Origin of the sequence: Stutzerimonas sp. Brlt_14 (assembly GCF_051948915.1) — a bacterium.
In the GTDB taxonomy this organism is placed as follows: Bacteria; Pseudomonadota; Gammaproteobacteria; order Pseudomonadales; family Pseudomonadaceae; genus Stutzerimonas; species Stutzerimonas stutzeri.
Genome location: NZ_JAYJLM010000005.1, coordinates 75,460 through 97,413, shown reverse-complemented (window position 1 = coordinate 97,413; position 21,954 = coordinate 75,460). Strand labels below are relative to the sequence as shown.

The 21,954-nt window shown below is 67.0% G+C and carries 23 protein-coding genes, 1 pseudogene and 1 riboswitch; of the genes and pseudogenes, 6 read left to right on the top strand and 18 right to left on the bottom strand.

Annotation, left to right across the window (positions count from 1 at the left end; all coding sequences use genetic code 11):
* The first annotated feature begins 64 nt into the window (after positions 1 to 64).
* From VF716_RS13595 to modC, 4 genes are read left to right on the top strand one after another with little or no spacing between them, the layout of a single operon-like run.
* Positions 65 to 871 carry a TOBE domain-containing protein gene (locus VF716_RS13595; protein ID WP_213918744.1) on the top strand — a complete coding sequence of 269 codons (807 nt, stop codon included), beginning with the start codon at positions 65 to 67 and terminating at the stop codon, positions 869 to 871.
* A gap of 10 nt (positions 872 to 881) precedes the next feature.
* On the top strand, positions 882 to 1,634 hold the full coding sequence (modA, locus tag VF716_RS13590; RefSeq protein WP_270066708.1) for a molybdate ABC transporter substrate-binding protein: 753 nt from the start codon (positions 882 to 884) through the stop codon (positions 1,632 to 1,634).
* A gap of 9 nt (positions 1,635 to 1,643) precedes the next feature.
* Positions 1,644 to 2,321: a molybdate ABC transporter permease subunit gene (modB, locus tag VF716_RS13585; RefSeq protein ID WP_049326320.1), complete on the top strand. Its 678-nt coding sequence runs from the start codon at positions 1,644 to 1,646 to the stop codon at positions 2,319 to 2,321.
* The gene (gene modC / locus VF716_RS13580) at positions 2,318 to 3,415 is read left to right on the top strand and encodes a molybdenum ABC transporter ATP-binding protein (protein ID WP_126526764.1); all 1,098 of its coding nucleotides are present in this window, start codon (positions 2,318 to 2,320) and stop codon (positions 3,413 to 3,415) included. The genes modB and modC overlap by 4 nt, the downstream gene beginning before the upstream one ends.
* 13 nt (positions 3,416 to 3,428) lie before the next feature.
* Here modC and VF716_RS13575 read toward each other — a convergent pair whose 3' ends face one another.
* Positions 3,429 to 3,830, bottom strand: coding sequence for a RidA family protein (locus VF716_RS13575; RefSeq protein WP_126526765.1), 402 nt, complete (start codon positions 3,828 to 3,830; stop codon positions 3,429 to 3,431).
* Positions 3,831 to 3,960: 130 nt separating this feature from the next.
* Here VF716_RS13575 and VF716_RS13570 point away from each other — a divergent pair, with 130 nt between their 5' ends.
* The gene (locus VF716_RS13570; RefSeq protein WP_440552748.1) at positions 3,961 to 4,896 is read left to right on the top strand and encodes a LysR substrate-binding domain-containing protein; all 936 of its coding nucleotides are present in this window, start codon (positions 3,961 to 3,963) and stop codon (positions 4,894 to 4,896) included.
* Here the strand turns inward: VF716_RS13570 and VF716_RS13565 are convergent.
* The 13 genes and pseudogenes from VF716_RS13565 to btuB form a co-directional block, all read right to left on the bottom strand.
* The gene (locus VF716_RS13565) at positions 4,893 to 5,624 is read right to left on the bottom strand and encodes an adenosylcobinamide-GDP ribazoletransferase (RefSeq protein WP_440552747.1); all 732 of its coding nucleotides are present in this window, start codon (positions 5,622 to 5,624) and stop codon (positions 4,893 to 4,895) included. The two genes, VF716_RS13570 and VF716_RS13565, sit on opposite strands and share 4 nt — an antisense overlap.
* A gap of 8 nt (positions 5,625 to 5,632) precedes the next feature.
* Complete coding sequence (gene cobC, locus VF716_RS13560; protein WP_013982196.1) at positions 5,633 to 6,211, bottom strand: alpha-ribazole phosphatase family protein; 579 nt, start codon at positions 6,209 to 6,211, stop codon at positions 5,633 to 5,635.
* Positions 6,208 to 7,257: a nicotinate-nucleotide--dimethylbenzimidazole phosphoribosyltransferase gene (gene cobT, locus VF716_RS13555; RefSeq protein WP_111481705.1), complete on the bottom strand. Its 1,050-nt coding sequence runs from the start codon at positions 7,255 to 7,257 to the stop codon at positions 6,208 to 6,210. Before cobT ends, cobC begins: the two co-directional genes overlap by 4 nt.
* On the bottom strand, positions 7,257 to 7,775 hold the full coding sequence (gene cobU / locus VF716_RS13550; RefSeq protein WP_011912476.1) for a bifunctional adenosylcobinamide kinase/adenosylcobinamide-phosphate guanylyltransferase: 519 nt from the start codon (positions 7,773 to 7,775) through the stop codon (positions 7,257 to 7,259). The genes cobT and cobU overlap by 1 nt, the downstream gene beginning before the upstream one ends.
* Before the next feature lie 2 nt (positions 7,776 to 7,777).
* Positions 7,778 to 9,235: a cobyric acid synthase gene (locus tag VF716_RS13545; protein ID WP_440552746.1), complete on the bottom strand. Its 1,458-nt coding sequence runs from the start codon at positions 9,233 to 9,235 to the stop codon at positions 7,778 to 7,780.
* Complete coding sequence (gene cobD, locus VF716_RS13540; protein WP_020307266.1) at positions 9,232 to 10,221, bottom strand: threonine-phosphate decarboxylase CobD; 990 nt, start codon at positions 10,219 to 10,221, stop codon at positions 9,232 to 9,234. The genes VF716_RS13545 and cobD overlap by 4 nt, the downstream gene beginning before the upstream one ends.
* Positions 10,214 to 11,125 carry an adenosylcobinamide-phosphate synthase CbiB gene (gene cbiB, locus VF716_RS13535; protein WP_045632029.1) on the bottom strand — a complete coding sequence of 304 codons (912 nt, stop codon included), beginning with the start codon at positions 11,123 to 11,125 and terminating at the stop codon, positions 10,214 to 10,216. Before cbiB ends, cobD begins: the two co-directional genes overlap by 8 nt.
* Positions 11,122 to 11,922: a cobalamin-binding protein gene (locus VF716_RS13530; RefSeq protein WP_011912472.1), complete on the bottom strand. Its 801-nt coding sequence runs from the start codon at positions 11,920 to 11,922 to the stop codon at positions 11,122 to 11,124. The genes cbiB and VF716_RS13530 overlap by 4 nt, the downstream gene beginning before the upstream one ends.
* Positions 11,919 to 12,566 carry a 5,6-dimethylbenzimidazole synthase gene (gene bluB / locus VF716_RS13525; RefSeq protein WP_013982189.1) on the bottom strand — a complete coding sequence of 216 codons (648 nt, stop codon included), beginning with the start codon at positions 12,564 to 12,566 and terminating at the stop codon, positions 11,919 to 11,921. The genes VF716_RS13530 and bluB overlap by 4 nt, the downstream gene beginning before the upstream one ends.
* On the bottom strand, positions 12,563 to 13,855 hold the full coding sequence (locus tag VF716_RS13520; RefSeq protein WP_285533249.1) for a cobyrinate a,c-diamide synthase: 1,293 nt from the start codon (positions 13,853 to 13,855) through the stop codon (positions 12,563 to 12,565). The genes bluB and VF716_RS13520 overlap by 4 nt, the downstream gene beginning before the upstream one ends.
* A 132-nt stretch (positions 13,856 to 13,987) precedes the next feature.
* Positions 13,988 to 14,599: a cob(I)yrinic acid a,c-diamide adenosyltransferase gene (gene cobO / locus VF716_RS13515; RefSeq protein ID WP_197861274.1), complete on the bottom strand. Its 612-nt coding sequence runs from the start codon at positions 14,597 to 14,599 to the stop codon at positions 13,988 to 13,990.
* Complete coding sequence (locus VF716_RS13510; protein WP_197861275.1) at positions 14,596 to 15,165, bottom strand: hypothetical protein; 570 nt, start codon at positions 15,163 to 15,165, stop codon at positions 14,596 to 14,598. Before VF716_RS13510 ends, cobO begins: the two co-directional genes overlap by 4 nt.
* Before the next feature lie 46 nt (positions 15,166 to 15,211).
* Positions 15,212 to 17,064 (bottom strand): annotated as a pseudogene (gene btuB / locus VF716_RS13505) (TonB-dependent vitamin B12 receptor).
* A gap of 118 nt (positions 17,065 to 17,182) precedes the next feature.
* Positions 17,183 to 17,402, bottom strand: a riboswitch (cobalamin riboswitch).
* A 145-nt stretch (positions 17,403 to 17,547) separates the two neighbouring features.
* Here btuB and VF716_RS13500 point away from each other — a divergent pair.
* Positions 17,548 to 18,351 carry a metallophosphoesterase family protein gene (locus VF716_RS13500; RefSeq protein WP_013982184.1) on the top strand — a complete coding sequence of 268 codons (804 nt, stop codon included), beginning with the start codon at positions 17,548 to 17,550 and terminating at the stop codon, positions 18,349 to 18,351.
* Between the two features lie 22 nt (positions 18,352 to 18,373).
* On the opposite strand, the gene nhaD is transcribed toward VF716_RS13500, so the two are convergent.
* The 4 genes from nhaD to VF716_RS13480 form a co-directional block, all read right to left on the bottom strand.
* On the bottom strand, positions 18,374 to 19,627 hold the full coding sequence (nhaD, locus tag VF716_RS13495) for a sodium:proton antiporter NhaD (RefSeq protein ID WP_125856330.1): 1,254 nt from the start codon (positions 19,625 to 19,627) through the stop codon (positions 18,374 to 18,376).
* 187 nt (positions 19,628 to 19,814) lie between these two features.
* The gene (locus VF716_RS13490; RefSeq protein ID WP_013982183.1) at positions 19,815 to 20,339 is read right to left on the bottom strand and encodes a C40 family peptidase; all 525 of its coding nucleotides are present in this window, start codon (positions 20,337 to 20,339) and stop codon (positions 19,815 to 19,817) included.
* 76 nt (positions 20,340 to 20,415) lie between these two features.
* A complete protein-coding gene (locus VF716_RS13485) occupies positions 20,416 to 21,048 on the bottom strand; it encodes a C40 family peptidase (protein WP_011912463.1) in 633 nt (210 codons plus the stop codon).
* A gap of 67 nt (positions 21,049 to 21,115) precedes the next feature.
* Complete coding sequence (locus VF716_RS13480) at positions 21,116 to 21,880, bottom strand: NAD-dependent protein deacylase (RefSeq protein ID WP_013982181.1); 765 nt, start codon at positions 21,878 to 21,880, stop codon at positions 21,116 to 21,118.
* Between the last annotated feature and the right edge of the window lie 74 nt (positions 21,881 to 21,954).

The following is a 21,954-nucleotide window of genomic DNA, read 5'->3' as shown; positions in this document are numbered from 1 at the left end:
CTATATACAAGACGATATAGCGCCCGCCACAATCCCCCACCGACACGGATTCGAAGACCCGCACATGTCCGATGCCCATCAGCCACTGCGAATCGACGGCCAGCTCTGGTTCAACCGGGGCGAGAAAGGCTATCTCGGCGGCAAGCGCATCGACCTGCTGGAGCAGATCGAAGCGACTGGCTCCATCAGCCGGGCGGCCAAGGCCATCAAGCTCAGCTACAAGGCCGCCTGGGATGCGGTGGATGCCATGAACAACCTGTCTGAACGCCCACTGGTGGTCTGCTCCGCTGGCGGCGCCCAGGGCGGCGGCACACGCCTGACCGATTTCGGCCGGGAAATGCTTCACGTCTGGCGGCGCATGCAGGTCGAGTACGAGCGCTTCCTCGCCCAGCTGGCCGAGGGCACCGAAGGCTTCGACGACATCGATCGACTGCTGAGGGCCATCGCCATGAAGACCAGTGCGCGCAATCAGTTCCGCGGCCGCATCACCGCTGTCAGCAAAGGCGCCGTCAATGGCAGCCTGAGCCTCGATATAGGCGCCGGCCAGACCATCACCGCCACGCTGACCAACGACAGCATCGACGAACTGCAGTTGGCGCCGGGCAAGACCGCAATCGCGCTGATCAAGGCCAGCTTCGTGCTGCTGTCCCCCGATCCGGAGGTGAAAATCAGCGCGCGCAATCGCCTCACCGGCACCATCAGCGCCCTGCTGCCCGGTGCGGTAAACAGCGAAGTGAAGCTGGCGCTGCCGGGCGAGCGTACGCTTGGCGCCGTCATCACCAATGAAAGCGCTGAAGAGCTGGGACTGGCCGTGGGTCAGCCGTGCACCGCGCTGATCAAGGCCTCCCACGTCATCATCGCCGTCGACTGAAGGACACCTCATGCACCCCATCCGTCGCCTATGCGCCGCCCTGCTGCTCTGTCTACCGCTGATTGCCAGCGCAGACGACGTGCGGGTCGCGGTCGCCGCCAATTTCACTGCGCCGATGCAGAGGATCGCCGCGGCGTTCGCCCGCGACACCGGCCATCGCGCAGTGCTGGCGTTCGGCGCCACCGGCAAGTTCTATGCGCAGATCCACAACGGCGCCCCCTTCGACGTGCTGCTGTCCGCCGATGACAGCACCCCGCTGCGGCTGGAGCACGACGGCATCGGCATGGCCGGCAGCCGCTTCACCTACGCCATCGGCACCCTGGTGCTGTGGTCGCCCCGCGAGGGGTACGTCGACCCGCAAGGCAAGGTCCTGACCGGCGGCGATTTCCGTCACCTGGCCGTGGCCAATCCAAAGACGGCTCCCTATGGCGCTGCGGCGATGGCCACGCTGGACCGGCTGGGCCTGCGCGAGAAACTGCGGCCACGCTTCGTGCAGGGCGAGAACATTGCGCAAACCCACCAGTTCGTCGCCAGCGGCAATGCCGAGCTCGGTTTCGTGGCGCTGTCGCAGGTGATCGAAGACGGACGCATCGGCAAAGGCTCGGGCTGGGTGGTGCCGGCAGACCAGCACGCGCCGATCCGTCAGGACGCGCTGCTGTTGCGCCATGGCGAGGGCAACCCGGCCGCGCGGGCGCTGCTGGAATACCTCAGGGGGGAAACCGCCAAGGCGCTGATCCGCGAATATGGCTATGCGGTGGAGTGAGGCAACGACATGCTCGACGGTACCGATTTCGCGGCCATCTGGCTGACGGTCAAGCTGGCCAGCGTCACCACCCTGTTACTGTTGCTGCTGGGCACACCGCTGGCCTGGTGGCTGGCGTGTACCCGTTCTCGACTGCGAGGTCCGATCGGCGCCGTGGTTGCCTTGCCGCTGGTGCTGCCACCCACCGTGCTGGGTTTCTACCTGCTGGTCGCCCTCGGGCCCAACGGCCCCATTGGACAATTGACGCAAAGCCTCGGCCTCGGCCTGCTGCCATTCACCTTTGCCGGGCTGGTAGTGGGCTCGGTGCTCTACTCCATGCCCTTCGTCGTGCAGCCCTTGCAGAACGCCTTCGAGGCCATCGGCGAACGCCCGCTGGAAGCCGCCGCCACGCTGCGAGCCGGTCCGTGGGATACGTTCTTCAGTGTGGTACTGCCGCTTGCCCGCCCCGGTTTCGTCACGGCCAGCGTCCTCGGCTTCGCCCACACGGTGGGCGAGTTCGGCGTGGTGCTGATGATCGGCGGGAATATTCCGGAGAAGACCCGGGTCGTCTCGGTGCAGATCTACGATCACGTCGAGGCCATGGAGTACGCCCAGGCCCACTGGCTGGCCGGCGGCATGCTGCTGTTCTCCTTCCTTGTGCTGCTGATGCTTTACGGCAGCCGATTCAGACAAGGGTGGCGCGGATGAGCGGGTACACCTACGACAATGCCATCCACGCACGCTTTCGCCTGGACTATGCCGAATTCAGCCTGGACGTCGACCTGGAGCTGCCCGGCCGTGGTGTCACCGCGCTGTTCGGCCATTCAGGCTCCGGCAAGACCACCCTGTTGCGCTGCGTCGCCGGGCTGGAACGCTCTGGCCGCGGCCAGCTGAGCGTCAACGGCGAACACTGGCAGGACTGCGCGCGCAAGCTGTTCGTACCACCGCATCAGCGCGCGATCGGTTACGTGTTCCAGGACGCCAACCTGTTCGCGCATCTGTCGGTGAGACGCAATCTCGAGTTCGGCATGCGCCGTGTGGCGGCCAGCGTTCGGCGCGTGGCCCTGGAGCAGGCGGTGGAACTGCTGGGCATCGCTCACCTGCTCGAACGCATGCCGGATCGGCTGTCCGGCGGCGAGCGCCAGCGTGTCGGCATCGCCCGCGCGCTGCTGACCAGCCCGCGCCTGCTGCTGATGGACGAGCCGCTGGCGGCGCTGGACCTCAAGCGCAAGAACGAAATCCTGCCCTACCTGGAGCGCCTGCACGACGAGCTGGATATCCCCGTGCTCTACGTCAGCCACTCGCCGGACGAAGTGGCGCGGCTGGCCGACCACGTGGTGCTGCTGGAGCAGGGCCGGGCCATCGCCCAGGGCGAACTGCGCGAGACCCTGGCGCGGCTGGACCTGCCCACCGCCTTCAGCGAGGACGCCGGCGTGGTGGTCGAGGCCGAAGTCGCCGGGCACGACGCCCACTACCATCTGACCCGACTGACTTTCCCCGGTGGCGAAGTGCTGGTTTCGCAGCGCCCGGAAGCACCGGGGCAGCGTCTGCGCTTTCGCGTGCATGCGCGGGACGTAAGCCTGGCCTTGCAGCGCGCCGAAGGCAGCAGCATCACCAACCTGCTGCCGGCGCGCGTCGCAGCCGTGGTAGCGGCCGATACCCCCGCGCACGTGCTGGTGCGCCTGGATGCCGGAGGCACGCCGCTGCTGGCGCGGATCACCCGGCGGTCGGCGGATCAGCTGGCGGTCACCCCCGGTCAGCAGTTGTGGGCACAGATCAAGACCGTCGCCTTGCTGGGTTGAACGTCGCGGCCGCTTAGGCCGCATCGGGCAGCCTGGCGATGACCTTGATCTCGAACTGAAAGCCATAGAGCCAGGTCACGCCCACGGCGGTAACCGTCGGATGCGGTGCCTGCCCCCAGTACTCGGACACCACCAGGTTCCAGGCCCGCTCGAAGATCGCCTGCGGATCGACCATGAACACAGTGACGTCGATGACATCCTCAAAGGTGCAGCCTGCAGCCTCGAGAATCGCATTCAGGTTGTCGAAGGCGCGCCGGACCTGAGCCTCCAGCTCAGGCTCTAGCGAGCCGTCTTCGCGGCTGCCGACCTGCCCGGAGACGAACAGCAGGCCATTGGCGCGGATGGCCGGTGAATAGCGGTTGTGCTCGTAGAGTGCCTGGCGTCCCGGCGGAAAAACAACGTCACGCTGTGTCATGTGCAAACCTCCAGCAAGGGTCGAGGCGACCCGTTCAAGTGAGAATTCACTGTAGAACTCGACGAACACTGGATAAACGCGCGAGTGCGCTCAACACTGTTTGCTCAAACCAAACAATCCTGGGGTGACGATGGACCGTTTCGATGCGATGCAGGCCTTCGTTCGCGTAGTGGAAACCGGCAGCTTCACCAAGGCTGCGGAAACGTTGCGCATCAGCAAGACCAGCGTGACCCAGCAGGTCCAGCAACTGGAGGCTCGGCTTCGTGTCCGCCTGCTCAACCGCACCACGCGCAGGGTCAACGTCACCGCCGACGGTGCCGCCTTTTACGAACGGGCGCTGCGCCTGCTGGCGGATCTGGACGACGCCGAGACCAGCCTGTCCGCCGCTGCGGCGTTGCCGAGGGGACGCCTGCGCGTCGACGTGCCCAGCCCGTTGGCACGCATGATCCTGATACCGGCGTTACCGGCGTTTCATGCCCGGTACCCGGACATCCAGCTGGACATGGGCGTCAGCGATCGGCGGGTGGACCTGATCGGCGAGAACGTGGACTGCGTCGTGCGCGGCGGCGAACTCACCGACCAGTCGTTGATCGCCCGCCGCGTCGGCGACCTAAGCCTGGGCGTGTACGCGGCGCCGAGTTACCTGGCGCGTGCCGGGGTACCGGGCCACCCAAGCGAACTGGAAAACAGCCATCACCGCGTGGTCGGCTTTCTCTGGGGACGCACCGGCAAGCCCACGCCGTACGTCATGCAGCGGCAGCACGAGCGCATCCGGGTACATGGCCGCTACGTGCTCGCGGTGGACGATGGCAACGCCTGTCTGGCCGCGGGGCTGGCCGGGTTGGGCGTGCTCTGGTTGCCGCATTACATGGTGAAGACGCATCTGGCCAATGGCGAGCTGGTGCCGTTGCTGGAGGACTGGCAACTCGATGCGATGCCGCTGTACCTGGCGTTTCCGCCGAATCGCCATGTCAGCGCCAAGCTGCGGGTGTTCATCGACTGGGTCGTCGAGCTGATGGCCCAGCATGCTCCCGTGCTCGACCGTCGCGTGACGGTCGAGGGCTAAAGCTGCAACGCCAACCCGACCAGCACGGCGCATTCCACCAGCTCCAGCAGCGCACCGGCGGTATCGCCCGTGGTGCCACCGAGGCGGCGGAGCATGGCGCGACGCGCCAGCAGAAAGGTCACGCCGGCCAGCGTCAGGGCCAGCAAGCCGGTGGCGCCGAGCAGCAGGCACCCGATAACGACCAATGCCAGCACCATCCAGGCCCTGCTGCGCGGCAGGTTCGCCGCCAGTGCCTGGCCGAGGCCATTCGGGCGCACATAAGGGGTGCAGAGAAACAGCGCCAGCAGCGCCGCGCGCCCGAGCAGGGGCGCCAGGACCAGCGCGGCGGGCTGCTGCGCCTGCAGCACCACCAGCAGGGCGCTGAACTTGAGCAACAGCAGCAGCACCAGCACCACCACGGCCACCGGGCCGCTGCGCGGGTCCTTCATGATCTCCAGCGTACGCGCCGGGTCGCCGAAGCCGCCGAGCCAGGCGTCCGCACTGTCAGCCAGACCATCGAGGTGCAGTGCGCCGGTCAATGCGACCCACAGCGCCAGCAGCAATGCCGCCTGCAGCAGTGGCGATGCACCTTCCAGCAGCAGCGCCGCCAGCCAGAGCAGCGCGCCAAGAAACAGGCCCACCGCGGGATAATGCAGCAACGAACGGCCCTGCTGCCGCGGCGTAGGCATGGCAGGCAACCGGATTGGCAGGCTGGTGAGAAATTGCAGGGCGATCAACAGCGGCAGCATCGACACACCTATTCGTCCAGGGCAGCGGGTTCGCCCGCCGGACAAGGACTGAGCGGCAGCAATTCGCCGTGGGCCACGTTCACTTCCAGCAGCCGCTCCCGCGGCAATCCCCGCCCCTGCGCCAGCAGCAGGCGCATCACCCCGGCGTGACCGATGACCAGCACGCGTCGGCCGGCAAAATGCAGGCGCACACGCTCGATGGCCGCCAGCACGCGCGCCTCGAACCGCAGCAGCGGCTCGCCACCAGGCGGCGTGAAACCGTAGGGATCGGCCCAGAAGCGTCCCAGCGCCTCGGCATCCGTGCTCATCAGCTCGGCGGCGCTGCGCCCTTCCCAGGCACCGAAATGCAGCTCGCGCAACTCAGGCTCGATGTGGAGCGGCAGCCTACGTTCGGCGGCGAGCTCGCGGGCGAAAGCTGCGCAGCGTTGCAGCGGTGAGCTGACCAGCACGTCCCAGGGGCCGGCAAGCGCCACCGCATCGCGCATCTGTTGCCAGCCGTGAGCGGTCAGGGCGTCGTCAAGGCTGCCGCGAAAGCCGCCGCCCCGCTCGGTCTCGCCATGGCGCAGCAGGTCGATGCGTGTGCTCATGCCGGCCGGTCCGCCACCGCCGCCTCGGCGAAGGTGGCCATCTCGTTGTGCAATGCGCACGCCTGCTGGAGCAGCGGTACCGCCAGCGCCGCACCGCTGCCCTCCCCCAGACGCAGGCCCAGATCGAGCAGCGGCGCCGCTTCGAGCGCCTCCAGCACAGCCAGGTGCCCCGGTTCGGCGGAGCGATGGGCGAACAGCAGCCAGGCCCGACACGCCGGGTTCAGGCGCACCGCGCAAAGCGCCGCGACGCTGCAGATGAAGCCGTCCACCAGCGCCGGGATACCCTGCTGAGCACAGGCGAGATAGGCGCCGGTCAACGCCGCCACTTCGAAGCCGCCAAGCCGGCGCAGGGCTTCCAGCGGCACGCCGCAATGCCCGGCATGCAGCCGCACGGCGCTCTGGATGACCTGTTCCTTGTGTCGCACCCCGGGTACATCCAAGCCCGTCCCCGGCCCGACCAGGGTCAGCGGTGAGCGCGGCAACAGCACCGCGGCCAGGGCACTGGCGCTGCTGGTGTTGCCGATCCCCATCTCGCCGCCGATGAACAGCTGCACGCCATTCGCCGCTGCGCGCTGGACGCTGCTCCGCCCCGCCGCCAGCGCCTGATCCAGCTGTGCCTCGCTCATGGCCGGCTCGCGGGTGAAGTTAGCCGTGCCCGGCCCCAATCGCAGATGAGTGACACCGGCCAGTTCCAGCGGCTCCACGGTGCCGAGGTCTATCACCTCCAGCACTGCGCCGAGCCGGCGCGCCAGCACGGAGAGTGCCGCACCACCGGCGACGAAGTTGTGCAACATCTGCCCGGTGACCGCCTGCGGATAGGCGGAAACGCCCTCCTCGACCACGCCGTGGTCACCGGCGAAGACGCACAGGTGCAGCCGCTCGACGGCGGGCCGGTCGCATGCCTGCAGCGCCGCCAGGTTCACCGCCAGCGCCTCGAGCTGGCCCAGCGCGCCGCGCGGTTTGGTCAGCTGATCCTGGCGCGCCATGGCACGGATACGCGCGGCTTCGTCCGGCTGCCGGCAGGGTTCGTTCCACCACTCTTGCATCACTGTGCTCCCTTCAGGGTCATGGGCAGCCCGGCGACCATGAAGGTCACCCGCTGCGCCCGATCCGCCACCGCCTGGTGCAGCCAGCCGGCCTCGTCCACGTAGCGACGGGTCAGCTCGCCCAGCGGCACCACGCCGAGGCCCGTCTCGCTGCTGACCAGGATGATCCGCCCCGGTAGCTCAGGCAGACACTCGAGCAGCGCATCACGCGCCTCCGCGAGGCGGGCCGCGTCGTCCAGCATCAGCAGGTTGGTCAGCCAGAGAGTCAGGCAGTCGACCAGCAGGCAGCGCTGCGGCGCGGCCTGCTCGCGCAGTACCCGCGCCAGCTGCAGCGGTTCCTCCACCAGCGACCAGTGCACCGGGCGCCGTTGCCGATGATGGGCGATGCGCGCGCTCATCTCCCCATCTAGCGCCTGGCTGGTGGCGATATAGGTGACCGCCAGGCCGCTTTCGGCAGCCAGACGTTCGGCAAAGCGGCTTTTGCCCGAGCGGGCACCACCTAGGATCAGTTCCAGCATCGTCAGCCTCCCAGTCCGCAGAATCGGCGCAGCTTCGCGGTGTCCAGATGCGTCTCGACCAGATCGGCCAGCCGCTCGATGTCGCGCTCACGCAGCGCGTGGTAGTCGACCTGCTGCACTGCTTCAAGCCCCGCCCAGCGCAACAGCGCGGCGCAGGCATCGGGACTTTCGAACAGGCCGTGCAGGTAGGTGCCGAGGATCTGCCCATCGGCGCTGATGGCGCCATCGCTGCGGCCGTCGTCCAGCTGCACCGCGGGCCGCGCGAGGGCCGACCCAGTGCTGACGCCGGCATGGATCTCGTAGCCGGTGACTGGCACAGCTTCCGGCAGCAGCCGGCCCTGCACGTTACGCAGCTGCTTGTCGGCTTCGAGCACGGTGGCGAAGTCCAGCAGACCAAGCCCGGCGCTTTCTCCCGCTGGGCCTTCCAGCCCGAGCGGATCGGCAATGCGCGTGCCGAGCATCTGCAGGCCACCGCAGATGCCAAGCAGCTTGCCGCCGTAGCGCAGGTGCTTCTGGATCGCCGCCTCCCAGCCGTTGGCACGCAGCCAGGCGAGGTCGGCACGCACGCTTTTCGAACCGGGCAGGATGATCAGGTCCGCGGAGGGAACGGGCTGGCCGGGTCCGACGAATTGCAGATCGACCTGCGGATGCAGGCGCAGCGGATCGAAGTCGGTATGGTTGCTGATCCGCGGCAACACCGGCACCACCACCTTCAGGACCTCGGCGGACTTGCCGGCCTGGCGCACATCGATGGCATCTTCGGCCTCCAGGTGCAGATCCATCAGGTACGGCAGCACGCCCAGTACCGGCTTGCCGGTGCGCTGCTCCAGCCAGTCCAGCCCCGGTTGCAGCAGCGTGATATCGCCGCGAAAACGGTTGATGACGAAGCCCTGCACGCGCGCCTGCTCGCTTTCCGAGAGCAACGCCAGGGTCCCGACCAGGTGTGCGAACACCCCACCCTTGTCGATATCAGCGATCAGGATCACCGGGCAGTCCACCGCCTCGGCGAAGCCCATGTTGGCGATATCACCGGCGCGCAGATTGATTTCCGCAGGCGAGCCTGCGCCCTCGACCATCACCACGCGATACGCCGCAGAAAGCCTCCGGTGCGAGTCGAGCACTGCCTGCAACGCGACGCGTTTGTAGTCGTGGTAGGCAGCGGCATCCATGCTGGTCACCGCGCGGCCATGGACGATCACCTGGGCCCCGATGTCGCTGTTGGGCTTCAGGAGCACCGGGTTCATGTCGGTGTGCGGCGCAAGGTTGGCGGCCTGCGCCTGTACCGCCTGGGCACGGCCGATTTCGCCGCCGTCGGCGGTCACCGCGCTGTTGAGCGCCATGTTCTGCGGCTTGAACGGCACCACCGCGACACCCTGGCGCGCCAGCCAGCGGCACAGCGCGGTCACCAGCGTGCTCTTGCCAGCGTCGGACGTGGTGCCCTGCACCATCAGCGTGGTCATGGATGTTGCTCCCGATAGGCCTGCAGTGCGTGGTCCAGACGTTGCCAACCGGCGTCGGTCGGCAGCCCGAAACGCAGGCTGGATGGCTGCGCGAACAGCCGGGTGAGGATGCCGCGGCGGGCGAGAAATTCGTGCAACTGCGCGGCTTCGGCAGCGACCCACCACTGAAACAGGGCGCAGCCTCCCAGTGGAGTCAGCGCATGTCGCCGCAGCAGCTCGGCCAGGCGCTGGCCATCGCCGTGCAGGCGCTCACGCTGCCGTTGCTGCCCGGTCTGGTCGGCCAGCAGCTGGCGGCCGAGCTGACGCGTCGGGCCGTTCACCGTCCAGGGGCCAAGCAGCTCGGCGAGCGCACGCAGGACACCGGCATGGGCCAGCACGAAGCCCAATCGCGCACCCGCCAGGCCGAAGAACTTGCCGAACGAGCGCAGCACCACCAGCCCCGGCAGATGGCTGTGCGCGGCCAGGCTGTGCTCGGGCGTGCAGTCCATGAACGCTTCGTCCACCACCAGCCAGCCCCCGTAGGTCGCCAGTGCGCTGCGCCATTGCAGCAGGCGCTGCGCTGCGATCAGCTGCCCGGTTGGGTTGTTCGGATTGACCACCAGCAGCACGTCCAACTGATCCAGCGCCCGTGGCACGCTGGCTTCGCACAGCTCGACGACTCGGTGACCGGCACGCCGCCAGGCCTTGGCGTGTTCGGCGTAACAGGGCGAGACGATGCCGACCCGCGCCGGTCCGCGCAGCCGCGGCAAGGCCTGGATGGCGCTTTGCGAGCCGGCCACCGGCAGCACCGCGCGTGCCCCGTAGTACTGCTGCGCCGCCGCGTCCAACCCATCATCGGGCTCCGGCAGGCGTGCCCAGGCATCGCTGGTGATGGTCGGCAGGTCCGGGTGATAGGGCGCCACGCCGGTGGACAGGTCCAGCCAGTCCGACAACGGGATTCCGTGGCGCTGCGCGGCCAGCCGCAGCCGACCGCCGTGCTCAAGCATAGAGCCAGCCTCCGAACAGCAGCACCAGCAGCCAGACGCCGACACCGGCCCAGACCAGATCCAGCGCATGTTCGATATGCCGCGCCTGCGGGGCACTGCCCCGGCCCAGCTCCGGCCGGGCATGCAGTTCCCCGTGATAGATCGCCGCGCCGCCCAGCACCACGCCCAGCGCACCGGCCCCTGCGGCCATCACCGGGCCGGCGTTGGGGCTGTCCCACAAGGGCGCCTGGGTACGCCAGCAACGCAGCGCGCGACGGGTCCGGCCGAGCGAGGCATAGGTCAGGGCGACCAGCCGTGCCGGCACGTAATTGAGCAGATCGTCGATGCGCGCCGCGGCCCAGCCAAAGCGCTCGAAGCGCGCGTTGCGATAGCCCCACATGGCGTCCAGCGTGTTGCTCAGACGGTACAGCACCACACCCGGCGCACCCGCGACGATGAACCAGAACAGCGCGGCGAACACCGCATCGCTGCCGTTCTCCAGCACCGACTCGGTGGCGGCACGGGCCACGCCCTCTTCATCCAGCTGGCTGGTGTCTCGGCTGACGATGCAGGCCACCCGCCGACGCGCCTCGGGCAGGTCGTGGCGCCACAACGCCTGGGCCACCGGCAGCGCATGCTCGCCCAGGCTGCGCAGGCCGAGGGCCAGATAGAGCAGCACGATCTCCGCCAGCCAGCCGATGCCCGGCAACAGGCTGAGCAGCCAGGCCAGCAGCGTCAGCGGCAGCACGGCCAGGCACCAGGCTGTCACCCCATGGCTGCGCCAGCCACGGCCCGCAGCACCGTTGAAATGCCGTTCCAGGCGGTCGGCCAGGCGTCCGAAGGCCACTAGCGGATGGCCCCGCTTCGGCTCACCCAGCAGCGCATCCAGCAGCAGCGCCGCGATGACGCTGAGGAACACGCTCACTCAGGGCGCTCCGCACACGCGCGAATCAGGGCATGCAGCTGCCGCACGCCATCGGTCAGCACCGCCGGGCCGGGGTTGAGGATGTCCGGCGACTTGATCTCGTGCAGCTGGCCATTGCGTACCGCCGGGATCGCCTGCCAGCCCGGTCGGGCCGCCACCTGCTCCGGGCGGAAACGGCGGCCGCACCAGGAGCCGACGATCAGCTCCGGCGCGCGCCGCACCACATCCTGCGGATCCTCGATGATGCGTTGCTTGGCGCGCTTGAACGGCGCCAGCTCGGCGAAGCAGTCCTCGCCGCCGGCCAGTTCGATCAGTTCGCTGACCCAGCCGATGCCGGAAATCAGCGGCTCGTTCCACTCCTCGAAATACACCCGCGGCCGGCGAGGCAAGCTGGCCGCGCTGGCGCGGATGACGTCCAGCCCGGCCTGGAGCTCGGTGGTCAGCGCCCGCGCGCGCTCGCTGGCGTGCACCAGTGCGCCGAGCGTCTCGATCATGCGCAGGATGCCGGCAATGTCGCGCTGGTTGAACAGATGCACCTCGAGCCCCTCGCGGGCCAGCTCGGCGAGCATGTCGGCCTGCAGATCGCAGTAGCCCAGTACCAGGTCCGGTTTCAGGGCCAGGATCTGCTCGTGCTTGACGCTGGTGAAGCCGCTGACCTTGGGCTTTTCCTTGCGCGCCTGCGGCGGGCGCACGGTAAAACCGGAAATGCCGACGATGCGCGCCTGCTCGCCCAGCAGGTAGAGCGTTTCGCAGGTCTCGGTGGACAGACAGACGATCCGCTGCGGCCCCTTGCTCATGTCACCTCCCATCCGTTCTCGAAAACCAGTTCGTGCAGCAGCCTCGGCGTCGTCCAGCCCTCCAGCGCCAGCATCGGCGCCGGGTAGAATTCGTGCACCGGGCCGAGGCAGAGGATCGCCACCGGCTTGGCGCCTTCCGGCATGCCGAGCAGCGCAGCCAGCGCCAAGGGATCGAACAGCGACACCCAGCCCATCCCCAGGCCTTCCGCACGGGCGGCCAGCCACAGGTTCTGGATCGCGCAGGCCAGCGAGGCGAGATCCATTTCCGGCAGGGTGCGGCGGCCGAACAGGTGTCCCTCGCGGCCATCCATCAACGCGGCGACCAGCAGTTCGGCACAGTCCTCGATGCCCTCGACCTTGAGTCGCAGGAACTCGGCGGACCGCTCGCCCAGCGCCACGGCCGTGCGCTGGCGCTCCTCGCCCACCAGATTGGCAATGGCCTGACGCCGTGTCGGACAGGTGATGCGAACGAAACGCCACGGCTGCATCAGGCCGACACTGGGTGCCTGGTGCGCAGCGTTGAGCAGTTTCGACAGCAACTCCGGTGCTACCTCGCCGCCCGCGAAATGGCGCATGTCACGGCGCTCGGCAATGGCGCGGTAGACCGCGGCGCGCTCCTCGGCGCTGAAGGCGTGTGCGCTCATGGCCTGAGCAGCGCCGCGGCCGCCAGCGGATCGGACGGCAGGTAGAAATGGATGTAGGACGCGGTCAGCCGCCCGCTTCGATAGACCGCCTCGGCGGTGCGCTTGTAGTTCGGACACTCGCCGCGTGCCAGCGGCTGCAGCGGCGATTCCAGCATCGAATGGTGAAAGGTGTGGCCGCGCAATCGCCCTTCCGGCAGTTCCACTTCCTGCAGCGCCAGTGCGCTCAGGCGCTGCTGCATGCGCGCCTCGCCGGGCAGCAGGCCGAGCATCTCGGCTCGCTCGTCGCCGCGATCGGTCAGCCCGTCGAGCAGGTAGAGCATCCCCCCGCATTCGGCCAGGATGGGTTTGCCGGCTGCATGATGCGCGCGGATCGCCTCGGCCATCGGTCCGTTGCGCGACAGTGCACGCAGGTGCAGCTCGGGGTAGCCGCCCGGCAGGTACAGGCTGTCCACCGCGGGCAGGCGGGCAAAGCGCAGCGGCGAGAAGAACAGCAGTTCGGCACCCAGCGCCTGCAACAGGTCGAGGTTGGCCTGATAGAGAAAGGCGAAGGCGGCGTCGCGCGCCACACCGATGCGCACGCCGGCCAGCAGCGGCTCCAACGAAACGCGAGTCGGCGCCGCAAAGCTGACGGCCGGGGGCAGTTCGGTTTCCGCGCTCTGCGCGAGTGCATCGGCCGCGGCATCCAGGCGCGCATCGAGATCGGCCAGCTCCTCGGCCTGCACCAGCCCGAGGTGGCGGCTCGGCAGCTCCATGTCGACGCTGCGCGGCAAGGCGCCGTACCAGCGAATCGACTCCGGCAGGCTGTCGCGCAGAATCTCGCCGTGCCGCGTGCTACCGACCCGGTTGGCCAGCACGCCGGCGAACGGCAGGTCCGGCTGGAAGCTCTTCAGGCCGTGGGCCAGCGCGCCGAAGGTCTGGGCCATGGCCGAGCCATCGATCACCGTCAGCACCGGCACGCCGAAGCGCCGCGCCAGGTCCGCGGCTGAAGGCGCACCGTCGAACAGGCCCATCACCCCTTCGATCAGGATCAGGTCAGCCTCGCCCGCCGCTTCCCAGAGCAGGCGTCGCGACTCCTCCTCGCCGACCATCCACAGGTCGAGCTGATAGACCGGTCGGCCGCTGGCACGGGCCAGAACCATGGGGTCGAGAAAGTCCGGCCCGCACTTGAACACCCGTACGCGCTTGCCCTGCCGCGCATGCAACCGGGCCAGCGCAGCGGTGACGGTGGTCTTGCCCTGGCCGGATGCAGGGGCGGCGATCAACAGCGCCGGGCAGTTTCTACTGGTCATCGCGGTCTCTCCTGCTGTTCATCGCGATTCATCTCGTTTCGCCCATGTGCGCGCAAGGAAGCGCCGCGCAGCAGTACGTCCAGTACGGCAAACGGCGCTGACGCAAGGCCCGGCGCATGGCGAACGAGAGCATCAGAACTCAACGCCTTTCTGCGCCTTTACCCCGGCCTTGAACGCGTGCTTGATCAGGCCCATTTCGGTGACGGTGTCCGCCGCCTCGATCAGTCCGTCGGGCGCGCCGCGGCCGGTGACCACCACGTGCTGCAGCAGCGGCCGTGATTCGATGTCGGCAAGCACTGGCGCGAGCTCCAGGTAGCCGTACTTAAGGGCGATGTTCAGTTCGTCCAGCACCACCAGACCGATTTCGGGATCGGACAGCAACTCGGCCGCCACCGCCCAGGCCTCGCGGGCCTTGGCGATGTCGCGCTGGCGATCCTGGGTTTCCCAGGTAAAGCCCTCGCCCATGACGTGGTAGCGCACCTCGTCCGGAAAGCGCCGAAAGAACGCCTCCTCGCCGGTGCTGGCCGCGCCCTTGATGAACTGCACCACGCCGACCTTCATGCCATGGCCAAGCGCACGCGCCAGCATGCCGAAGGCCGAGCTGCTCTTGCCCTTGCCGTTGCCGGTATGCACCAGCAGCAGGCCGTACTCGTCCTGCGCCTCGGCGATCCTCTCGTCCATCAGAGCCTTCTTGCGCTGCATGCGCGCCTTGTGGCGTTCGTCGCGTTCGCTCGACTCGCTCATGCCCGCGCCTCGCCGCGCTGGGCGCTCCAGGCGCGCAGGCCGATGAACAACAGCGCCGCAACGCCAACGTACAGCGCCAGGGATGACAAGTAACGCGGGTAGTAGGTGGCGATTCGGTCGACCAGCAGCATCAGGCTCGGCTCGGGGTAGCGCCCGGAGAAATAGAGGAAGCCGCCGCCGGAGAACAGGTAGCAGACGAAGGCGCTGGCCATCACGCACAAGGCCAGGGTCGCCAGACTGCTGAACTGGTCGCGATGCCAGCGGGCATACAGGCGCCCGCCCAGCCACAGCGAACCGTAGGCCGGCACCAGCATCCAGTAGGCCGGCGACATGCACCAGTCGCTCACACCCGCCCACTGGATGGCGGCGAAATCGAGCAGCGAAGCCTCGAGAAACAGCGCCGGAAACATCCACTTCGGCCGTACGAGCACACCGGCGAGAAAGAACACCGCCCAGGACGCGCTGGGCAGGTTGACGCTGGCGAAGTGCTGTCCGCGGGTCATGGCCAGCAGCGCAGCGAGCGCAAGGCCCACCAGCAGCTGGTATCTCGGGGCAAGCTTGATCATGGCAGTCTCCTTTGTTGGACGCGGGCGACATGCCCGCGCCGCAGTCTTACAAGGCCTGGTAGCGCACCGTCAGGTAGACCGCCTGGCCGGGCTGGTTGTAGCCCTCCGCGGTCTCGTAGTCGGCATCCAGCAGGTTGGCGACGCGCGCCTGCAGCGCCACTCGGGGGTGATACGGTATTCGCCGCGCAGATCGAGGGTGGCGTAGCCGGACAGCTCGCGGGTGTTGGCCAGATCGTCGTAGCGCTGTCCCTCGGCATGCAGGCTGGCACCGACGCTGAAGGCACCGAGCCGGCGATCGAGGTCGAGGTTGAACAGCTGCTTGGCGCGACGCGCCAGTTCGTTGTCCCGGTTGGCGCCAGCGGAGCGGTTCTCTGGCTCCAGCAGGCTGTAGTTGGCGTTCCAGTCCCAGCCCAGCAGCTGGCTGCCGAGCACCAGCTCGACGCCACGGATACGCGCTTCCTGCACGTTGGCCGGAGCGGAGATGCTGGCGTCATAGGCGATCAGGTCATCCACTACGGTGCGATAGGCGTTCACCGCCCAGTGTCCCCAACCGTGCTGACCGGCCAGGCCGGCTTCGAGACTGCGGGAGGTCTCCGCGTCCAGCGCCGGGTTGCCGTAGTCCGGGAAGTACAGCTCGTTGAAGGTTGGCGCCTTGAATGCCGTGCCGTAGCTGACGGTGGCGCGTAGCCAGTCGGTCAGCGCATAGCCGTAGCCGATGTTGCCGGTATCGTGCAGGCCGAACTGCTCGTTGTCGTCCCGACGCAGTGACAGCTGCCAGTCATGGCGGCCGGCCTCGCCCAGGTATTGGACGAAACGCCCGAAGTTGTCGCGCGAATCCTCGGCGTACGCTGTGGTGCCGTTGATCTCGTCGCGCTGGTAGTCGGCGCCTACCGTCAGCATGTGGCCCGCGGCGATGTCGATGTCGTTCTGCCAGGCCAGCGAGTCGCGACGGCTGTCGAAACGCGAGCTGAATCGCCCGTCCTGATAGGCATCGGACTTGTCCTCGCTGCGCCCGGCCTGCAGGGTTACCCGCCAGGGCTCCAGTGGGCTGAAGCGCGCGCGCGTGCCGAACACTTTCGACTCGCCATCGGCATTGGCGCCGAAGCCAGACGTGCGTCGGCTGTTCACGCTGTCGTAATCGTTGTGCGATTTGGCCTGCAGCAGGTTGGCGTCCAGCTCCAGGCCATTGTCGAAGCGGTAGCCGGCGGCAAGCGTGGCAGACAGGTTGCGATAGCCATCGGCATCGTTTTCATAACCGCTGGTGCCTGCCGACTTCACATTGATGCCGTCGGTGTCCGAACCGCTGACGCCCAGGTTGTACCAGCCACGGCCGTCGCCGCCGGAAACGCCGGCGCTGCCCGTGTAGGTGTCATGAGTGCCGTAGCCGGCGGAGAAGAACGGCTTGACGCCCTGCCCTTGGCCCTTGCGGGTGAAGATCTGGATCACCCCGCCGATGGCTTCCGAGCCGTACAGGCTGGAACGCGGGCCGCGTACCACCTCGATACGTTCGATCAACTCCAGAGGCAGATCCTGCAAGGCCGCCCCGCCGGCGGACACCGAGCCGATCTTGATACCGTCGATCATCACCAGCACGTGGTCGGACTCGGTGCCGCGCATGAACAGCGCGGTGGACTTGCCAGGCCCGCCGTTGTTGGCCAGCGAAACGCCAGGCACCTGCTTGAGCAGCTCGGGTAACGAAGCCGCCTGGCTGCGCTCGATGCGCTCGCGGTCCAGCACGGTGACTGCGGCCAGGCTCTGCTGGGCGGTTTGCGCGGTACGGGTGGCGGTCACCACCTGCTGTTCGAGGTCCAGCGGGGCTGCGGCCAGTTGGCCGATGGAAAAGGGAAAACTGCCGAGCAGCACATAGGCCGCTGGCTTGAAACGGGGCTTGCCAGTCAAGGTTCAGGTCTCCGTCGTGCCCACCCGCACGACTGAAAGTCGACGAAGACAGACGGAGGAACCGCAAAAGGAAGTGAATACCGCGAGGGATACGCACCCGCCCAGCGCCCGCCGCACTGTCAGTGAAATGCGACAGGCCGGTCTCCGGGCTTGCGAGCGTATGCCTTGCGGCATCCCGAAACCGCGCCTTCCCATGCGTCATGCACAGTGGCCGTTGCGGTTTCTCGACTCGCCTACCGTTGCGGGGGCAGCGCCGGAATCTTCGTGAGAATGGACCGGCTTCCCTGTTTCACCCGTCTGGCACAAGGCCAGGGGGCACCTGAGGCGACGCGGAGGTTAGTCCAAGGTCGAACATCGCGCAACCATGAGGTTGCCGCGCAGCCTCTGCAATTTCCGCTTGCATCTCGCCGCTTGGAACGGCGGACGCCGAAAGGCTTCGAATGCAACAATGCCAGCCATCAGCCAGGACCATCAGCCAAGCCCATGACCAGCATCGTGCAGATCTCCGACACCCATTTCGGCACCGAGCAACCCGCCGTGGTCCAGGCGCTGGAGGATCATGTACGCGAGCATCGAGCAGACCTGCTGGTGTTCTCCGGCGACATCACCCAGCGCGCCCGCCGCGGCCAGTTCGCCAGTGCCGCCGCCTTCGTCCGCCGCCTGGAGGCCGATGGCGTCGGCGATACGCTGGTGATTCCGGGCAACCACGACATCCCGCTGTACAACGTCTTTGCACGCCTGTTCACACCCTACGGCAATTACCGGCAGCATTTCGGTGACGATCTGGAGCCGGTCTTCGAGAACGAACAGATGCTGGTGATCGGGCTCAACACCACCCATCCCCGCCGGCACAAGGACGGCGTGGTAACGGCACGGCAGGTGGAGCGCGTGGCGCGGCGTCTGGAGGAAAGCGACCCGGGCAAGATTCGCATCGTGGTGGCGCATCAGCCGTTCGGCGCCATGGTGCCGAGCGACCTGAGCAACCTGCAGCACGGCGCCGAACCCGCGCTGCAGCGCTGGGCAGAGCATGGCCTGGACCTGGTCATGGGCGGGCATATCCACCTGCCTTACGTGCTGCCGCTGTCCAGGCAGTATCCCGGGCTCGCCCGCGAAATCTGGATGGTGCAGGCCGGCACCACGCTCTCCACTCGCTTGCGCGGCACCTCGCCGAACTCCTTCAACCGGCTGAAACTGCACCCGGGCGATGAGAAGAAGGTCTGCGTCGAGCGCTGGGATCTTTCCGCTGGCCGTTTCGTGCTGGGTTCGCACTTCAACCTGAGCTGGTGATCCCGGCGCTCGCGCGGGGTGATCAGCCTATCGACAGACCGATAAGGTAAACGCCGGCAAAACCGATGTTGAAGGCGACGAACAGATAGAGCATGTGCCGCAGGTAGCTACCGAAGGTCAGCCCCGGAACCTTGCTCATCGCGACGATACCGGAGGCCGAACCGATCACCAGCAGCGAACCGCCGACACCGACCGCGTAGGTCAGCACCATCCATTCGGCAACGCCCATTTCCAACCCGGATTTGAGCAACGCGGCAGTCAGCGGCACGTTGTCGATCGCCGCCGACATCACCCCCATCAGGTAGTTGGACATCACCGCCGGCACCTGGTCATAAATGTGCACCAGCCCGTCGAGCACGCGGATTTCCTTGAGCATGCCCACCAGCAGCAGGATGCCGAGGAAGAAGAACAGCGTCTCGAACTCAACCTGGCGCACGTACTCGAGAATCGGGTCGGAATCGTTGTCATCACTGAAGAAGCGCGCCACCAGGAACATCACCGACAACCCGGCGAGGAAGGTCAGCACAGGCGGAATCTGGAACAGGAAGTTGCCGATGATGGTGCTCAGAATGGTGCAGAGGAAGATCAGCGCGATGGCCACATCCACGCCGCGCACATCGTTGCGATGGCCCTGCACCACCACTTCGCCCTTCATGCCGATCGACAGCATCGCCGCCAGCACCATCACCGCGACGAAGGCGGGCACGGCCAGGGCCAGCAGCTGGAGAATCGCCACCTTGCCGGCGAGGAAGATCATCAGCGTGGTGACGTCACCGGTGATCAGCGCGACGCCGCCGGAGTTGACCGCGAACACCACCAGCGTGGCGAACTTGATGGTCTTGGCCCGATCCAGCTGCAACGACAGGATCAGCGTGATGGAGACCAGCGTCGCGGTGATGTTGTCGGCGAGCGACGAGAACACGAAGCAGAAGGTCGCCGTGAGAAACAGCAAGGCCCGCTCGCTGATCCGCTTGGGCAACACCAGGTAGATCAGGTTCTCGATCATGCCCTTCTTGTTCAGGTAGGCGACGAAGGTCATCGCCGCCACCAGGAATATCCACAAGCCGGCAATCTCGGCGATGTTCTCGTTGAGGCTTTCCAGCACGGTTTCGCGCACCTCGCCTGCCGGGGCGAACATGAACAGCAGCAACCAGGCCAGGGTGCCGAAGAACAGCGTGACCTTGGCCTTGTTCACATGGGTAATTTCTTCGAGCACGACACCAAGCAGTGCCGCCACCGCCAGTGCGATCAGCACGTACGTCAGCAATACAGGCATAACTCACCTAAAGGAGGAAGTGGGAAAAGGGTCTGCGCGCGACGGATCGACGCACGTGAGGAATTGGGGATGCGCATGGTAGCCAAACGGCCGGCGAAGCGATATCACCGCATGTCAAACGCAGACTGTTGCAGGATATGAACAGGACTAAAGGCGACGAACCGGCACGTTGAAAGGACGGTCGATTTCAGGGATTGCGTGCCAGTTGCTCGTGGTCGAGCACACGCTTGGCGCCGAGGTAGCTTTTCTGCCAGTAACTGGCGGTCAGGCTGTCCAGGCGTACGGTGCCGCCGGACGAAGGCGCGTGGACGAAACGGTCCTGGCCGACATAGATGCCGGCATGGCTGACGCGGCGCCCACCGTTGGTGGCGAAGAACACCAGATCGCCGGGTTGCAGCGCGTGACGACGCACGTTCGGCCCGCGCAGATTGCTCATTTCCTGAGTGGTACGAGGAAGATCGATACCGGCTGCACCACGGTAGACGTAGCCGATCAGCCCGCTGCAGTCGAAGCCGCTGTCCGGCGTGTTGCCACCCCAGCGATAGGGCGTACCGACCAGCCCGAGTGCGCTGAACAGCACATCCTCGGCGATACCGGGCATGGCGTGGGGAGTGCTAGGCGCCTCGGCGATTGGCGGCGCCGGCGGCTTGCCGGCACAGGCAGCCAGCAAGGCGAAAAGAACCACGAGGGTGGAACGGGCCAGATAGCGCATGGCAGAGCGGTCCAGGCAAACGAGCCATCACTCTGCCGGCATGCGGGGGAAGACGCAACCCCCGCAGATCGTCCTGTCAGCGGTGCGCGGTGTGCGGGGTCAGCTCCGAAGCCAGCGCCAGCACGCGCTTGGCTTCCATGTAGCTGGCGCGCCAGTACTTGTCGTCCAGGCTGTCGACGCGCACGCCGCCGCTGCGGCTGCTGGAGGCGTGGATGAACTGGTCGTCGCCGATGTAGATGCCGGCGTGGCTGACGCGGCCACGGCCACGGTTGTTGAAGAACACCACATCACCCGGCTCGAGCTCGTTGCGTTTGACGACCGGCGCGTCGAGGTTGATCAGCTCGCGGGTGGAGCGAGGCAGCTCGAGCCCTGCTTCCTTGCGGAACAGGAAGCCGACGAAGCCGCTGCAATCGAACCCGGTCTTCACCGAATTGCCGCCGAAGCGATAAGGCGTACCGACCAGGGTAAAGCCGCGTTCGAGGATGCTGTCGGCCAGTTCCGGCAACTGGTATTCGTGCTCGTCGGTCAGCTCGGCCAGCGACTCTTCTTCGCTCTTGTCAAGGGCCGCGAAGTCGAAGCCAGCCAGGGGATGGTTTTGCGACAGCCGAGGCGATTCGATCTGCTGCTCGGTCTGTACAGGCTGACCAGCACAGGCCGTCAGCAGGGCGATGAGTGCGAGAGGCACGAGGGGTGCGAAGCGTTGGCGCATGGGCACGACCGTGTCGGTGATTTCAAAGTGCCCGCGACTATGCCCGCTATCGCTTCGATGATCAAATTCAATCGGATGAAATGTGACGTAATAAGTGCGACAAAACGTCTGCGGCCCTTCCCTGCAGGCTGAGGTTTGCCAGCGGATTGATGTCGGTGGGTTGCAGGTTCACCTCCACGACCAGGCCCCCGCTCTGCCGGGCACGCCATATCGGTTCGAGGATATAGCCGAAGCTGGCGGTGGTGCCGACCACCAGCACGGCATCGAAACCAATGCGCGATTGTTCCTGCAAGCGGGCCAGGGCGCGCTCCGGAAGCATCTCCTCGAACAGCACCACGGCCGGCCGCAACACGCCGGCGCAAACCTCGCAGCGTGGCGGCAATGGCTCGTCCAGCAGCGAGGCCAACGGGCGCCTGTCAACCTCGCCGCAGGCCATGCAGGACAGCGGTGCCAGCTCGCCGTGAATCTCGATCAGGCGCTCGGGCGGACTGCCGGCCCGGCGATGGAAGCCGTCGATATTCTGCGTGAGCAGCCAGGTGCCGGGCCTCTGCCGCTGCCACTCGGCAATGGCGAAATGGCCGGCGTTGGGCTCGGCGCGCAGGCAGGCGCGGCCGATCTCGGCGAGGTATTTCCAGCACAGCGCCGGTTGGCGCTGCAGCGTCGGCCCCGAAAGCGCCACCTCGATCGGCACGCCGTCGTCCGTCGCCCCGTTGTATAGCCCGCCCAGTCCACGATAGGTGGGCAGCCCGGAGTCGGCGGAAAGCCCGGCTCCGGTGATGATCAGCAGGCGTTCGGCCGCGGCCAGCGCCCGCGCGGCCTTGTCGATGTCCATGATGACGGCGAGCCCGGTTCGATGACTGGCCCGCGGCCACGCCGCGGGGTTGTCACCATCAGACCACGAACCAG

What these genes read in the sequence shown, in the direction of transcription:
- VF716_RS13530 (WP_011912472.1), bottom strand. Translation starts at nt 11,922, where the DNA reads ATGAGCAAGGGGCCGCAGCGGATCGTCTGTCTGTCCACCGAGACCTGC.
- VF716_RS13565 (WP_440552747.1), bottom strand. Translation starts at nt 5,624, where the DNA reads ATGCTGCCGCTGTTGATCGCCCTGCAATTTCTCACCAGCCTGCCAATC.
- VF716_RS13480 (WP_013982181.1), bottom strand. Translation starts at nt 21,880, where the DNA reads ATGGACATCGACAAGGCCGCGCGGGCGCTGGCCGCGGCCGAACGCCTG.
- cobO (WP_197861274.1), bottom strand. Translation starts at nt 14,599, where the DNA reads ATGAGCGAGTCGAGCGAACGCGACGAACGCCACAAGGCGCGCATGCAG.
- modC (WP_126526764.1), top strand. Translation starts at nt 2,318, where the DNA reads ATGAGCGGGTACACCTACGACAATGCCATCCACGCACGCTTTCGCCTG.
- cobD (WP_020307266.1), bottom strand. Translation starts at nt 10,221, where the DNA reads ATGCTTGAGCACGGCGGTCGGCTGCGGCTGGCCGCGCAGCGCCACGGA.
- VF716_RS13500 (WP_013982184.1), top strand. Translation starts at nt 17,548, where the DNA reads ATGACCAGCATCGTGCAGATCTCCGACACCCATTTCGGCACCGAGCAA.
- cobC (WP_013982196.1), bottom strand. Translation starts at nt 6,211, where the DNA reads ATGAGCACACGCATCGACCTGCTGCGCCATGGCGAGACCGAGCGGGGC.
- VF716_RS13575 (WP_126526765.1), bottom strand. Translation starts at nt 3,830, where the DNA reads ATGACACAGCGTGACGTTGTTTTTCCGCCGGGACGCCAGGCACTCTAC.
- VF716_RS13510 (WP_197861275.1), bottom strand. Translation starts at nt 15,165, where the DNA reads ATGATCAAGCTTGCCCCGAGATACCAGCTGCTGGTGGGCCTTGCGCTC.
- nhaD (WP_125856330.1), bottom strand. Translation starts at nt 19,627, where the DNA reads ATGCCTGTATTGCTGACGTACGTGCTGATCGCACTGGCGGTGGCGGCA.
- VF716_RS13485 (WP_011912463.1), bottom strand. Translation starts at nt 21,048, where the DNA reads ATGCGCCAACGCTTCGCACCCCTCGTGCCTCTCGCACTCATCGCCCTG.
- bluB (WP_013982189.1), bottom strand. Translation starts at nt 12,566, where the DNA reads ATGAGCGCACACGCCTTCAGCGCCGAGGAGCGCGCCGCGGTCTACCGC.
- modA (WP_270066708.1), top strand. Translation starts at nt 882, where the DNA reads ATGCACCCCATCCGTCGCCTATGCGCCGCCCTGCTGCTCTGTCTACCG.
- cobU (WP_011912476.1), bottom strand. Translation starts at nt 7,775, where the DNA reads ATGCTGGAACTGATCCTAGGTGGTGCCCGCTCGGGCAAAAGCCGCTTT.
- VF716_RS13545 (WP_440552746.1), bottom strand. Translation starts at nt 9,235, where the DNA reads ATGACCACGCTGATGGTGCAGGGCACCACGTCCGACGCTGGCAAGAGC.
- VF716_RS13570 (WP_440552748.1), top strand. Translation starts at nt 3,961, where the DNA reads ATGGACCGTTTCGATGCGATGCAGGCCTTCGTTCGCGTAGTGGAAACC.
- VF716_RS13595 (WP_213918744.1), top strand. Translation starts at nt 65, where the DNA reads ATGTCCGATGCCCATCAGCCACTGCGAATCGACGGCCAGCTCTGGTTC.
- cobT (WP_111481705.1), bottom strand. Translation starts at nt 7,257, where the DNA reads ATGCAAGAGTGGTGGAACGAACCCTGCCGGCAGCCGGACGAAGCCGCG.
- modB (WP_049326320.1), top strand. Translation starts at nt 1,644, where the DNA reads ATGCTCGACGGTACCGATTTCGCGGCCATCTGGCTGACGGTCAAGCTG.
- VF716_RS13490 (WP_013982183.1), bottom strand. Translation starts at nt 20,339, where the DNA reads ATGCGCTATCTGGCCCGTTCCACCCTCGTGGTTCTTTTCGCCTTGCTG.
- VF716_RS13520 (WP_285533249.1), bottom strand. Translation starts at nt 13,855, where the DNA reads ATGACCAGTAGAAACTGCCCGGCGCTGTTGATCGCCGCCCCTGCATCC.